Annotated in this window: 12 protein-coding genes; 10 read left to right on the forward strand and 2 right to left on the reverse strand. The window is 49.3% G+C overall.

Annotated elements, in window-relative coordinates:
* Positions 1-11: 11 nt before the first annotated feature.
* From GI364_RS00305 to GI364_RS00315, 3 genes are all read left to right on the forward strand, one after another.
* The gene (locus GI364_RS00305) at positions 12-710 is read left to right on the forward strand and encodes a PspA/IM30 family protein (RefSeq protein ID WP_198851768.1); all 699 of its coding nucleotides are present in this window, start codon (positions 12-14) and stop codon (positions 708-710) included.
* Positions 711-915: 205 nt separating this feature from the next.
* On the forward strand, positions 916-1,428 hold the full coding sequence (locus GI364_RS00310) for a hypothetical protein (protein WP_198851769.1): 513 nt from the start codon (positions 916-918) through the stop codon (positions 1,426-1,428).
* Positions 1,429-1,431: 3 nt separating this feature from the next.
* Positions 1,432-2,562 (forward strand): fibronectin type III domain-containing protein, encoded by a 1,131-nt coding sequence (locus GI364_RS00315; protein WP_198851770.1) that lies wholly within the window; start codon positions 1,432-1,434, stop codon positions 2,560-2,562.
* Between the two features lie 135 nt (positions 2,563-2,697).
* On the opposite strand, the gene GI364_RS00320 is transcribed toward GI364_RS00315, so the two are convergent.
* Positions 2,698-4,623, reverse strand: a complete 1,926-nt coding sequence (locus tag GI364_RS00320; RefSeq protein WP_198851771.1) for an ABC-F family ATP-binding cassette domain-containing protein — start codon at positions 4,621-4,623, stop codon at positions 2,698-2,700.
* A gap of 283 nt (positions 4,624-4,906) precedes the next feature.
* Here GI364_RS00320 and GI364_RS00325 point away from each other — a divergent pair, with 283 nt between their 5' ends.
* From GI364_RS00325 to GI364_RS00345, 5 genes are all read left to right on the forward strand, one after another.
* Positions 4,907-5,656 carry an MBL fold metallo-hydrolase gene (locus tag GI364_RS00325; RefSeq protein ID WP_198851772.1) on the forward strand — a complete coding sequence of 250 codons (750 nt, stop codon included), beginning with the start codon at positions 4,907-4,909 and terminating at the stop codon, positions 5,654-5,656.
* Complete coding sequence (locus tag GI364_RS00330) at positions 5,653-6,516, forward strand: HAD family hydrolase (RefSeq protein ID WP_198851773.1); 864 nt, start codon at positions 5,653-5,655, stop codon at positions 6,514-6,516. The genes GI364_RS00325 and GI364_RS00330 overlap by 4 nt, the downstream gene beginning before the upstream one ends.
* Positions 6,497-7,582 (forward strand): ABC transporter substrate-binding protein, encoded by a 1,086-nt coding sequence (locus GI364_RS00335; protein WP_198851774.1) that lies wholly within the window; start codon positions 6,497-6,499, stop codon positions 7,580-7,582. Before GI364_RS00330 ends, GI364_RS00335 begins: the two co-directional genes overlap by 20 nt.
* Before the next feature lie 74 nt (positions 7,583-7,656).
* On the forward strand, positions 7,657-9,420 hold the full coding sequence (locus GI364_RS00340; RefSeq protein ID WP_198851775.1) for an ABC transporter permease: 1,764 nt from the start codon (positions 7,657-7,659) through the stop codon (positions 9,418-9,420).
* Positions 9,390-10,487, forward strand: coding sequence for an ABC transporter ATP-binding protein (locus tag GI364_RS00345; protein WP_198851776.1), 1,098 nt, complete (start codon positions 9,390-9,392; stop codon positions 10,485-10,487). Before GI364_RS00340 ends, GI364_RS00345 begins: the two co-directional genes overlap by 31 nt.
* Positions 10,488-10,523: 36 nt before the next feature.
* On the opposite strand, the gene GI364_RS00350 is transcribed toward GI364_RS00345, so the two are convergent.
* Positions 10,524-11,654 carry an NAD(P)H-dependent flavin oxidoreductase gene (locus GI364_RS00350; protein ID WP_198851777.1) on the reverse strand — a complete coding sequence of 377 codons (1,131 nt, stop codon included), beginning with the start codon at positions 11,652-11,654 and terminating at the stop codon, positions 10,524-10,526.
* 208 nt (positions 11,655-11,862) lie between these two features.
* On the opposite strand from GI364_RS00350, the gene GI364_RS00355 reads away from it, so the two are divergent.
* Both GI364_RS00355 and GI364_RS00360 read left to right on the forward strand, forming a co-directional pair.
* Positions 11,863-12,000, forward strand: coding sequence for a hypothetical protein (locus GI364_RS00355; protein ID WP_198851778.1), 138 nt, complete (start codon positions 11,863-11,865; stop codon positions 11,998-12,000).
* A 161-nt stretch (positions 12,001-12,161) separates the two neighbouring features.
* Entirely contained in the window at positions 12,162-12,521 is a 360-nt protein-coding gene (locus GI364_RS00360; RefSeq protein WP_198851779.1) for a Na-translocating system protein MpsC family protein, read from the forward strand.
* The last annotated feature ends 566 nt before the right edge of the window (positions 12,522-13,087 follow it).

Raw genomic sequence — 13,087 nt, forward strand, 5'->3', positions numbered from 1 at the left:
GAGGAATGAAAATGGGGATTTTCAAAAGGGCTGCGCGAATTGTGGAGGCCAACGTTAATAAGCTGATGGACCGTTTGGAAGACCCCAATGAAACGCTGGATTTGAGTTACGAAAAAATGGTTGTAAACCTTCAGGAGATTAAAAAGCACTTGGCGGATGTCGTTGCAGAGGAACAACGTCTGCAAACACAGTTGGACAAATCGCAAGAGGCAATGCAGAACCACGAACAGACTGCCCGCGAAGCACTGCAGCTTGACAGAGAAGATTTGGCGAAGGAAGCACTCTACCGCAAACAAGATGAGGCAACACGGTGGAAGCAACTAAAGGAAGACCACAGGAAAATTACACAGCAAGTTGAGAAATTGAAAGCCACAGAAAGGAAATACAGAGAACACATTCGGAACTTTGGAACGAAGAAAGACGTCACAAAGGCAACCTACCAAGCGGCGGAAGGCCGGGTTAAAGCCAGCGAATCGTTGGCGGACGCTTCGCGTGAAGCCGGATCTGCAGGGAGCAATCTTCGCCGTGCAGAGGAGAAGACGGAGGATATGGCTGCTCGTGCAGAAGCTGTGGATGAGCTAACGGCGAACGGTGTTTTCCATGATGCTGACGACGGGGATGCTATTACTCGGGAACTCGAAGGCCTCAGTCAAGAGTCTGCTGTAGAGAATGATTTGCAGAGGTTGAAAAAGGAAGGTAAAGAAGAATAGCGCGCCTAGCTAAGCTAGGCAGAACTTGTGAAGTCAGTGCCGGAGCGACAGTGCCCATCCCCGGGCACTGGAAACTGGTACATCCTTTAGGTATCTCAAGAATTCTTTAAACTCCTCTTTAACTTTCACGCAACTGTTTTTAAGTTTATTTCTTTTTGCTACGGTCACTATAATATACCAATTCAATTTTGGAGGAGTTCGGAAGATGCAGTCTCTTGTAAAAGCTTTCGCACAGGCAAAGCGGCTATTCATGCTGTCTTCTGCCTTTATGACCGTTCTCATTTATGCTTTCTTTGCATCACCCTCTGTCTATGCCAGCACAATCTGGACACCCGTCGGCGGGCCAGGCATGCTTGGCGCGTATGCGATGGCGAATTTGAACGGCACGCTCTATGTTGGCACCGGAAGCGGCGTGGAACAGCTTTCCAAGGGTGCATGGAGTTCAATTGGGCCGAGCAACAACGTCTCGTACATGACCGCGATGAACGGGACCTTGTATGTTGGTGATGGCAGTCAGGGAGTGTACAAGTACACGGGCGCATCATGGTCCCCGGTTGGCGGGCCGAGTAACAAACTATCATCAAAAACGGTCCAGGGCCTGACAAGTATGAACGGAGTTCTCTACGCTGGAACCTTCGGCGGTAATGTCTACGGTTTCCAAAACGGCAGTTGGCACGTTGTCGGAAATACTCTGTCAGCTTCGATTACCCACTTGTAGGTCATGAACGGCACCTTATATGCCGGCACGGGCGGCATCGGGGTCTACAAATATGATGCCGCTGCGGGAACATGGAGGCCTGTCGGATCAAAGCTTTCTTCAGCTTACATAGATTCCATGACGAGTATGAATGGCGTGTTGTACGTCGGAACTGACGGCAACGGTGCATTCGCATATATGACATCTGGATGGACCCGAATAGGAAAGACAGCCAATCTCTCCGGGAACGCGACGGATTCGACAAATCGCGTCGATGCCATGGGAGATATCAACGGTGTCTTGTATGCCGGCACATACGGACAGAATGTATACAAGTACCAAGGAGGAAACTGGTCTCCGGTTGGGAATAGTCTGGGAAGAGGATTTGGGGCAGATTTTGGCATTACTTCTCTATTGGTCATAAATAGTTCTGCAGGGGGGAACACACTCTACGCTGCCGACGGTGCCAGCGGTGTGTACTCAATACCTGTTCAACCGCCCATCGCTTTGAACCTGAGTCACAAGAATGTGACGCAAACAGGCTGGTACGAATACTGGCCGGCGGTCAATGGGGCCAGTACCTATAACCTGTACATTGACGGCAAAGAGGTTGCCACAGGTCTGAACAGCCCCAGTTACACGGTGACGGGAGAACAGCCCAACACGACCTACCAAGTGCAAGTCACGGCGGTAAACGCGGGCGGTGAAAGCATCAAGTCTGCAGCAGACACTGTGAAAACACTACCTGCGCCGCCGTCGGTACCTGCGGTACCCAGTGCGCCGCTCAACCTGAACCATAAGAATGTGACGCAGACAGGCTGGTACGAATACTGGCCGGCGGTGAATGGGGCCAGTACCTACAACCTGTACATTGACGGCAAGGAAGTCGCCACAGGCCTGCACAACCCGAATTACACGGTGACGGGAGAACAGCCAAGCACGACCTACCAAGTACAGGTCACGGCGGTAAACGCGAGCGGTGAGAGCATTAAGTCTGCTGTCGATAATGTAACTACACTTAATAATCAGCAGGTTGTACCGGCAGCGACGAAACCTGTGACAGGTTTTCCAGCTTTGCCGTGGGTTACTGGAGGCTTTCTCAGTGTGGTTCTCGGAGGATGGGTGCTGTGGTGGACACGTCGTCACGTGGAATAAAGCCGTGATTGCGGTCACAGCGTAGTTTAAATGACATTATCTCGGAGTCCCTGCATGGAGAACATCGAGTAACAGAAAACCTGTACCCAATTTGGGTACAGGTTTTTCAGTTACCATGCAGCGCGCATTAAGCTGTCATGAGTCCATTGACTCCACAATTTCATTTAGATACGTCCATCGTTCCAATAAGTAATCCAATTTTTGTTCGAGCTCTTGTTGCTGGGTGTACAACTCCTGTAATTTCCCGTGATTCGAACCCGCGCGATTCATCTCTTTCGTAATTTCTTCCAAGGAGGATTCCACCTCTGCAATCCGGTCTTCAATCCCTTCATACTCTTTTTGCTCCTTGAAACTCAATTTAGGCTTATTGCGATCTTCGTGCAGCTTGGCTTTTGCGGTGTTGTCAGCGGGTTGTTCTTTTGGGGATACCCTGGACGCTGGCTCTTGTTCCTTCTTCGCCACGTAATCCGAGAAGTTCCCAAGGTAGGTTTTGATGACAGCAGTACCTGCCTCATCTTTTCCTTCAAACGCAAAGATTTTCTTGGTCACCTTGTCAAGAAAGTACCTGTCGTGAGATACAACAATCACTGCGCCAGAAAAGTCGGACAGATAGGATTCCAGGACAGATAAAGTCGGGATGTCCAAGTCATTTGTAGGCTCATCGAGAAGCAAAACGTTAGGCGCTGACATGAGCATGCGGAGTAAGGTCAGCCGTCGCTTCTCACCGCCGGACAACTTACTGATTGGTGTGTACTGCAGGTATCCCGGGAACAGAAAGCGTTCCATCATCTGCGCCGCGGAAATCGTTTCACCGTCTGCTGTTTCTACGTACTCTGCCTCGTCCCGGATAAAATCAATGGCCTTTGCCTCGGCTGGCAGACCGGAATGGTCCTGCGAAAAGTATCCGATTTTCACGGTCGATCCGATTGTCACACTGCCCTCATCCGGCTGAAGCTTCTTTGCCATGAGTTTTAGCAACGTAGATTTTCCCATGCCGTTGGGACCAATGATGCCAATTCGGTCATCCCGGAGCACAATATAAGAAAAGTCTTTAATGAGCGGAGCTGTTTCTTCGTAGCTCTGTGTAATGTGCTCCATTTCAATCACGGTTTTACCCAGTCGAGTGCTGGCAGAAGAGAGTTCCAAGTTTTCCTCTACAGCATCCGGTGTCTGCTCAAGAACTTCGTAGTATTGTTGTGTACGGGCTTTTTGTTTTGTCCCTCTGGCTCTCGGTCCTCGCTGAATCCATTCCAATTCATTGCGAAGAAAGTTTTGGCGCTTTTCTTCAGAGGATTTTTGGCTTGTTTCCCGCTCAAGTTTACGTTCGAGAAAGGTGTTGTAGTTTCCCGGATATTGATACAGGGAGCCGCCGTCTAATTCGAAGATGCGGTTGACAACTCTGTCGAGAAAATACCTGTCATGGGTTACTAACAGGAGTGCACCCTTTCGCTGCAATAAATAGTTTTCCAGCCACACCGCATTCTCATCATCAATGTGGTTCGTCGGCTCGTCTAAAATCAGGAGGTCAGAGGGCTGAATCAAAGCCCTTGCCAGCGCAATACGCTTTCGCTGTCCCCCTGACAGTGAGCCTACATGTGCATGAATTTTCGTAATACCTAACCGCGCCAAAATGGCTTTTGCTTCGTAATCGAGGTTCCACGCATCGAGCGTATCCAATTTTGTCTGCAACCTTATGAGTTTATCCTGCAAGGAACGTGACTGCGGATTTTGCTCCAGTTCCGGCAGTGTTTTTTCATAGTCGCGAAGCAGTTTCATCTCTTCGGAATCGCCTTGGAAAACGGCGTCCAGCACGCTGCTTTCATCAGTAAATTCGGGTTCTTGCGGTAAGTAGTGTATGTTTGCCTTGCCGTTTAGCGTAATTCTTCCGGACTCTGCCTCCTCGAGTCCGGCGGTCATTCTCAGCAAAGTGGATTTCCCTGTACCATTGACACCAATGAGGCCCACTCTATCGCCTTCGTCAATGCCAAATGAGGCATTTTTTATCAGAATTTTCTCTCCGTAGCTCTTATAGATATTCTCAGCTGACAGAATATTGGTCATCGCACACAGTCCTTTCAATCAAGGCCATTTTATCATTGATCCACGAAGGATGAGGCAAACTCCACATGGCTTGGTGAAAGGCAAATGCACATGGACCTTTAGGCAACGGGGCAGTCCTTTTGCTGTTCACTCAGACACTTTTTGACTTGTCCTAAGCACCTTATTTAGGCCTGAAATCCATTGTTCTTAAAGAACCCTTCACATTTCTTAGCACAAAACTTACAGAACATTCATGGAACCTTAACGTTTCGTTACTAGACTGTTTTTCGAGAGGAGGTCTGATATGAGACTGGTTGTTCTTGGATGTTGGGGGGGATTCCCGCCTGCAGGAGGGGCTACGTCGGGGTACTTGGTAGAGACCAAGGCAGGCAGCATACTGCTTGACTGCGGCAGCGGTGTCTTGAGCCAGTTGTCCTTCTACAAGCCGCCATTTCAAGTTGGCGCAGTGATTTTATCTCATCTACACAACGATCACGTTGCCGACTTACCCGTTCTCCAGTACGCGCTGCGCACCTATGCAAGGCGCGGCTTCGCGGTGAATTTTCCAGTCCCAGTCTATGTACCTGCAGACGCAGATTTGTCGTCTCTAGAACACTTGGAGCCGGAGTTCAAAGTGATACCGGTTGATACGGGCACAGCCTACGACATCTTAAGTGCTCGAGTGACTTTTGCTCCAACCACACATCCTGTGGCGTCCAATGCGGTTCGTCTTGAAGAAGATGGTTCAGTCCTCGTTTATTCGGGTGACTCGGAACCTGACGACAATCTGACCGAACTTGCCCTTCATGCAGATTTGCTTTTGTGCGAGTCGACAAATGTGCCAGAAAGTTTTCACTCAAGCGGCAGAGGCCATATGGGACCAATTGAAGCTGCACAGACAGCTAAATCGGCGCAAGCGAAGGGATTGGTGCTAACCCATTTACCATCCGATGGCGATCTCCTTCACGCAAGGGAGTTGGCACGAATGGCTTTTGCTGGGCCAGTGGAACTGGCTAGTGTCAAGAGTGTCTATGCTGTGGGGGAAGCAGAATGACAAAACTGTTCGCAATTGATCTCGATGGAACTCTGCTGGGTTCCAATCACGATTTATCTGAGCAATCACGCCGAGTTATTCGAGAAGTGCTTCTGAGAGGCTATTACGTGACTCTGGTTACGGGGCGAATCAGCCGTTCCGCTCGCTTGTACGCCCGCTTCCTTGGCATCGATGGTCCGCTTATTTGTTTGAACGGAGCAAACGTTGTAGATGCAGGAAGCGGAGAACTCATGTACGGCCAACCGATGGAGGAGAGGTCTGTAAAACGCCTTTTGCGTATGGCTGAATCGATGCAGATTCCCTACCTGCTCTATGGTCAGCACTATTTAATTACTAATGTTGAGAACGAAGTGAGTCGTCGTTGGCGGCTGCGGAGTATGGTGAGACCGGCCGGGTTTTCAGGTTCCTCGACGGGTCAATGGCAACATGTTCCGTTGTTGGTACAATCCGCAGATAATCTGAGCGAGGCAGTTTATAAGGTGAGTTTGGAGTGCAGTTCTGAATCGATACAACAAGAAGTTCTGGCACAAGTCAAAGGCCTGGAGAACCTGTGCGTCAAACTGGCGGACCCGTGGAGAGTTCATTTTACAAATCACGGCGTGCACAAATTACATGCACTTCACTATCTACGAGGACTACTTAATATTTCATTAGATGACATTGTCGCTTTTGGCAATGCAGATAACGACCTGGAAATGCTCACGGGTGTCGGTTACGGCGTTGCTGTGGGAAATGCTACAGAAACGATTCGCAATAGCGTAGACATACACGCGGCATCAAACGACGAACTTGGTGTGGCGAATAAAATTCTTGAGATTATAGAAAGAGAGAGTGGTAGCAGTGTCTCGTATTCAATCTAAGGTTCATTCTAAGCTTCATTCTAAGCTTCATTCTAAGCTTCCTGCCAAATCTGTTTTGGGACTTGGTGCAGTTCTCGCTGTGTCTACGTCTGCCTTGGCCGGATGCGGACAGAGCGTATCTGCACAAAGTACGTCGGGCAACGGCAGTTCAGTGTCTGGGACTCTGAACTGGTATACGTCTGAGCCCTTAAAGGATGCACAGAAATTTAAAACCGCGTTTGAAAAGAAGTATCCAAAGGTTCATGTCAAGGTTTTTCGTTCAGGCACAGAACAGGTTGTTAGTAAAATTATGACAGAACAGAAAGCGGGAAAGGTTCAAGCTGACGTAGTGTTGCTAGCGGACGCTCCTACTTTCCAGATTTTTAAAGACAAAGGGATGCTGCTGTCCTATCATTCTCCGGAAGACAGTAAGATTCCGAAAGAGTTCATCGACAAAAACTACGATTTCGTCGGGACGAAGGCGATTGTGACCGGAATTATCTACAACACAAACCTGGTCCACACGCCACCCACGGATTGGAGCAGTCTTTACGCTCCATCAGCAAAAGGTCAAGTCACAATGCCAAGCCCCAACTATTCCGGTGCTGCGGCCTATAACCTGGGTGTTTTGACGCGTAGTAAAGGAATCGGCTGGAATTTCTACAAACAGCTGCACAAGAACCAGGTTGTGGTCGGGAAAGGCAACGGAGGTGTGGTTACAAAAGTCGCCCAAGGACAGATGAAGTACGGGATGGTTATTGGATTTATGGCTGAGAGTGCTAAGCAAAAGGGATCGCCCGTAAACTTCGTGTATCCTAAGTCCGGCAGCCCAGTCATTACGGAGCCTGTGGGGATCATGAAGGACACGCATAACAAAGCGGCTGCAGAAGCGTTTGAAAACTTCCTGTTGTCTGCACAGGGCCAGAAGATGGCTGTGCAGATGGATTATGTCCCGCTCAGAAAAGAAATTGCACCGCCGAAAGGTCTTAAATCTATTTCAGATTTTAAAGTGCTTTCTGTCAGCACAAAAACACTAGCTGACAACCGCAGTCAGGACAAGAAAAAATTCGCATCACTGATGCAATAACCGATGCAATAACGAATGGAATAACGAATGCAATGGGTTTATAGAGAACTGCAGCAGGCAAAGGGGACGGGTTGATGGATAGACTATCCAGGTATATCAGCGGGCGAGGATTACAAATTATCGTGATTGCATTAATGGTGTTGCTGGTACTCCTGCCCTTTTGGAGCCTGCTGTGGACCAGTGTAAGCGGACATGGTGTAACCCTGTCTGCTTATATTCGGTTGTTTAAAGAGCATGACTTCTCGACGATTACACAAAACACACTGATTATGAGCGGCGGAGCGGCTGCAGTCTCCACTGTCTTAGGTGTTGTGTCCGCGTTGTTAGCCGTGCGCTTGCCCAAGCGTCACACTCGCTATTTTCACGTGTTTAATGTGTTGCCTTTGCTGATTCCGTCCTACATCAGTTCGATTGCCTGGGAGAACATGTTTGGTCCAGTAGGATTCGTCAATCACATTGCGTCGCATTTTACGCCTGACCATACACCGTTGGTGCATTTCTTTGGTATGGGGGGACTGATTTTCAGTCTGGGTGTCGTTCACTATCCATTTGTGTACCTTCTCACTTACAACGCACTGACACATGTGTCTCTGAGCGTTCTGCGATCGGCTCGAATCAGCGGAGCATCCGGATGGTCCATTTATACGCGCATCATCTTGCCGCTAATTCGTGCGGCAGCTCTAAATGGCGCATTGCTCGCTTTTATCACGAACGTGGATGACTTTGGCATTGCCGCATTTATCGGTATTCCGGCACATATCACTGTCTTTTCAACGCAAATCTACCAACTCATTGTCGGCTACGGAACCAGTTCATTTACGACAGCGGCAGCGTGGTCAATGTTGGCCTCGTCCGTAGCAGTGCTGGTCATGGGGTTTGAGTATTTGATTCAGAAAAGGGATCTAAACTACGTATCTGGGCAACAGGACGGATTGCGCAGTCCAGTCATGACGCCGGGTATATGGATTGCTACTACTCTGTTTGGTGCCTTCTTTTTAATGGTTGCTGTCGTACCTGCAGCACTGTTGGTAATGACGGCACTGTCTCCGGCTATTGGAGCTCCTTTGTCTTTTCATACCATGACTTTAGAGAATTTTAAAAGCGTATTGGGAATGGGGCAGACGATTTCCGTACTTCGCACCAGTGGTGAGTTGGCGCTGTTGACTGGAGTCGGCGGAATTGTGCTTGCGACTGTACTGATGTTTACGTTCCGTCGCAGACAAAGCTGGCTGGGGAAGACCATTCAATCGGTGTTGACGATGCCCTATGCATTACCCGGAATGATATATGGTTTAGCGATGATTCTTGCATTCCTTAAACCCTTACCAATTGTCCACTGGTCGCTATACGGAACTTTCTGGATATTGGCTTTGGCGTACTTGGCCAGGTTTCTTACTCTGGCTGTCCGGACACTTACTCCTGCGTTCAGCACCTTCAACTTCTCATTGTTCAACAGTGCGATTGTTGCAGGCGCTTCTCCATTCAAAGCAATTGTTCGCATCTTTATTCCCATCTTTTTTGGGACCTATGTGTCAGGATTCTTATTTGTCTTTCTCAGTTCCTTGACTGAAATGACAGTCTCTTCGGTCCTGGCCTCCCCAGGCACCGAGACCATTGGAATGGCGATTCTCGACTTGGATGAAGCCGGGAATTTGATGGAAGCAGCTGTTTTGTCCTTACTTGTCATCGCAGCAATGGCTGTCTTTGCGGCAGTGGTTGTAGGGGTGAATAAAACTGCGTCACATATTCGTGTCAGGCAGAAGACCTCAAGGCTTGATACGCTAATTAATTCGATGGAGGGGATACCATGGCGAAATCAGACATTGCAGGAGAAATAATTCCCCATATGGAGACTCAAGAAGCTTTGCGTATCGAGCAGCTTGAAATGAGGTACGGGTCAAAACAGGTCTTGGACAATGTCAATTTGACGGTTTTCGCTGGCCAGTTTGTAGTGGTTGTCGGCCCCAGCGGATGCGGGAAGTCTACACTGCTGAACTTAACAGCCGGTTTTGCGAAGCCGTCCAAAGGGAATTTGTACATTGGTCATCACCTTGTATCTGGAAGTTCCCGAGCACTGCCGCCCCATAAACGGAACATTGGCATGGTTTTTCAGGATTTAGCGCTGTGGCCGCACATGACGGTGTACGATAATGTAGAGTTCCCGCTGCGATACCGATATCCGCAAGAGGCCAAAGTGAAAGGGTGGGCTCGAAACCGAGTCCTGCGCATCCTTACCACGGTTGGTCTGGCGGACAAAGCAAAGCAGCGGCCAAGCCAACTGTCAGGTGGTCAACAACAGCGCGTGGCATTGGCAAGGGCTTTAGTTACAAACCCCGAGATCCTTCTGATGGATGAGCCACTGTCCAGCCTCGATTCTGTTCTGCAGGAACGTATGACAGAGGACATACGCCGGATTGCACAAGAGGCTGGAAGCACGGTGCTGTACGTAACGCACAATCAGCGTGAAGCGATGACTTTGGCTGACGTGGTTGTGGTGATGAATGATGGGAAGATTGAGCAAATCGGATCGCCCGAAGAAGTATACTATTCGCCGAAAACAAAGTTTGCCGCAGAATTTTTCAGCAGATCAAATGTGTTGGAAGCAGACTCGGCAGAAATTCTGCAACTGTTTCCGAAGTTTCCCCACGGCGGCGTCAGGTATGTGGGTATTCTGCGGGAACACGTAGTTCTCACCAGCCAGGTTACACTGGGTGCTTCAGAGAAGGCTCTGGTAACCGGGAAGGTTCTTTCGCGTCAATTCCTGGGCAGCAACTTCGAATATCGGGTGAGACTCCAAGATGACACAGTTCTGGTCTCCCTTTCGTCCGAACGTTTTTGCGAAGATGAAGAAGTGTTTGTCGGCATCACGGCTTTCCAAGGCCTAAATGATGCAACTGTACATTGACCAGATTCGAGCAGCCGATTCAGGGCAACAGTCGATTTAGAGCAACAGCCGACTCAGGACAGATTCTACTTCCTTATTCAACGAAGACAGCAACTCTGCTGCAGAACAGGTCGTTGCCAGGCCCGCTGCTTGGCCGGACCAGAGTGACATCATATCAGTGTTACTTTGCTGTTTTGCTGCCGCGCGAAGTTCTTTTGTGAGGGCGTTTTGGAACGGGTAGGGCGGTACAGGTTCATCATAATTTTCGTGACTCGCAATGAACTCATTTCGTATCCCCCGTGCCGCTTTCCCGGAAAATGCCGTAGTCAGTGTAGTACTTTCATCGCTACTGTTTATCAATTTTTCCTTGTAGGCAGTCGTTGCTCCGCTTTCAGTGCAGGTTAAAAACGCCGATCCCATTTGCACACCTTCAGCTCCCAACGCCAGACTTGCAACGATGCCCCGGGCGTCCATGATGCCGCCTGCCGCAATCACAGGGATATGCAGACTGTCTACTGCTTGCGGAATGAGCGCCATGACGCCAACCAGCGCATCTTCTGCTTTGTGAAGGAATGTTCCTCGATGCCCTCCAGCCTCGTGTCCCTGCATCACAATCATGTCCATGCCTCGGTTTTCAAGCACCTTGGCTTCGCGTACCGTAGTGGCCGTTCCCATCACAATCATCCCTGCCGCTTTCATCCGTTTCACCGTCTCAACATCCGGTGCTCCGAAGGTACAGGAGAAAACAGGCACATGTTCATCCAGCAACACCTCTAACTGCTGTTCGAAATCAGGGAAAGAAAAGTCTGGTTCAGTGGAGGGTGTAAGCCCCAACTCCTCACGGTAGGGTTGAAGGTGTGTTTTCATCCGCTGAATTTCGCTGGCATATGACGCAGCGGTATGTCGCGCAGCCTTTTCAGGTGAACTATCTATCGTTGAGGACGCGGACCTTTCCCTTTCGGGAATGAACAAGTTTACTGCAAATGGCTTATCCGTTTTCGCCTTGATGAAGCCAATCGCTTCGCGAATTTGTTGCGGCGTCATATAACCCGCACCCAAGGAACCCAGTCCCCCAGCATTGGAAACAGCAGCAACCAATTCCGGTGTGGTGATACCCCCTGCCATACCTGCCTGAATAACTGGCAAGCGAATGCCTAACGTTTCTATTAACGCAGTTTTGGGCCACATTGCTTATTACCTCCTCAATTAAGGTCAGCCGTGACAGTGTAAAAGACTGTATTACAGGTTGTGCAAGGGACCAGCTAAGCCTCTGCACGCCTTGAAACAGGGTAAGGTGAGCGTGCACATGTAAGTAAAGTACGGTGACGGATAGCACACGTTTGTCAAAAGTGTATCATGGAGGCTGGTATTCATAAATTCGGTGAGGCTCCATTGAGTGAAAAACAAAGGAGCAAAGGAGCAAAGGAGCAAAGGAGCAAAGGAGCAAAGGAGCAAAGGAGCAAAGGAGCAAAGGAGCAAAGGAGCAAAGGAGCAAAAGGCGGAATGGATAAAATACGCGAGAAGGATGAAATAATTGTAAAGGGATAGGTTTTGGTGTGCACCCCTTGTGTCAAAGAGTCGTACGCAATTGGGCGAATGAAAGCAGTAGATAAGAACAGTGAATGAGAACAGTGTGCTGCAACTTGTGAGTAACATTTCGGACGTCGAGATAAACGATTGAGGAGTGAGCCTGGAATGAGCGGAGCAAATTTAACCCACGAGTTTAGCAATTTGTTGCGGGAACTGCGAAAGAAGCATGTTGGAAAGGGTCCTGAGCAAGTTACCACGAGATTTGTTGGACCGTGGGCTGTCTGCGAACTGCGGGGTAATCTCACAATGGTTGAAAAGTTCATTAGCCGTTCTACTGAAGGTAAGCGCATGATTAAAGATACGAGAACCGCCTTCATTAAGGAACTGTACGAAGACCCGGCATTGTGTGCACAGTTCGAGAACTTGGTTGGTGCAAAAATGATGACACTGTACGTGGATTTTGATGTGGATGCTGATATTGGCATGACCGTCTACGTCTTCGACAAGGATATTGGCACAGAGTAGGTTAACAATCAGGCTGATGTGCGAATTCCTAGTTGAGTCCGTACAAACATGGATGCATCTTCTGCTGGTGTAGGCGTGTTTGTTGGTGACGTCGGTCGGTTAAGGATCCTTTTGCTCCCTATTCCAACGTGCGTCGAAGAATAGTGATCGATGGGCTCCCTATCACCAGCAGTCGCCTACAATAGGGATCCCGTTGCGCCTTATTCTCCACGCCCCACCCTGCCTGGACTCAGATTAGGGATCATTCATGACACTAATGTTTTAGGGCAGCTGGATTAGGGATCCTTGCGATCACTATCGCAGGTGGCCACCCCAGTTAGGGACGATTGCGATCACTAACTGCTCTGCTGCCACTGCGGGAAGCCTGCGACGGCAGCGGGATCAACGGGATGGAAGAAAACACATGCGGAAAAACTCCATTTATAAACTTTTATTCCTTTTATAGTAATCTCAATGCCCAGCGGAACAGTTGGGGGCTGCTGGTGTAGGCGTGTTTGTTGCTGACGCCGGTCGGTTAAGGATCCTTTTGCTCCCTATTCCAACGTGCGCCGAAGAATAGTGATCGA

Origin of the sequence: Alicyclobacillus sp. SO9 (genome assembly GCF_016406125.1) — a bacterium.
GTDB lineage: Bacteria > Bacillota > Bacilli > Alicyclobacillales > Alicyclobacillaceae > SO9.

Coding starts and splice junctions, on each gene's coding strand:
- GI364_RS00305 (WP_198851768.1), top strand. CDS start 12: ATGGGGATTTTCAAAAGGGCTGCGCGAATTGTGGAGGCCAACGTTAAT.
- GI364_RS00310 (WP_198851769.1), top strand. CDS start 916: ATGCAGTCTCTTGTAAAAGCTTTCGCACAGGCAAAGCGGCTATTCATG.
- GI364_RS00315 (WP_198851770.1), top strand. CDS start 1,432: ATGAACGGCACCTTATATGCCGGCACGGGCGGCATCGGGGTCTACAAA.
- GI364_RS00320 (WP_198851771.1), bottom strand. CDS start 4,623: ATGACCAATATTCTGTCAGCTGAGAATATCTATAAGAGCTACGGAGAG.
- GI364_RS00325 (WP_198851772.1), top strand. CDS start 4,907: ATGAGACTGGTTGTTCTTGGATGTTGGGGGGGATTCCCGCCTGCAGGA.
- GI364_RS00330 (WP_198851773.1), top strand. CDS start 5,653: ATGACAAAACTGTTCGCAATTGATCTCGATGGAACTCTGCTGGGTTCC.
- GI364_RS00340 (WP_198851775.1), top strand. CDS start 7,657: ATGGATAGACTATCCAGGTATATCAGCGGGCGAGGATTACAAATTATC.
- GI364_RS00345 (WP_198851776.1), top strand. CDS start 9,390: ATGGCGAAATCAGACATTGCAGGAGAAATAATTCCCCATATGGAGACT.
- GI364_RS00350 (WP_198851777.1), bottom strand. CDS start 11,654: ATGTGGCCCAAAACTGCGTTAATAGAAACGTTAGGCATTCGCTTGCCA.
- GI364_RS00360 (WP_198851779.1), top strand. CDS start 12,162: ATGAGCGGAGCAAATTTAACCCACGAGTTTAGCAATTTGTTGCGGGAA.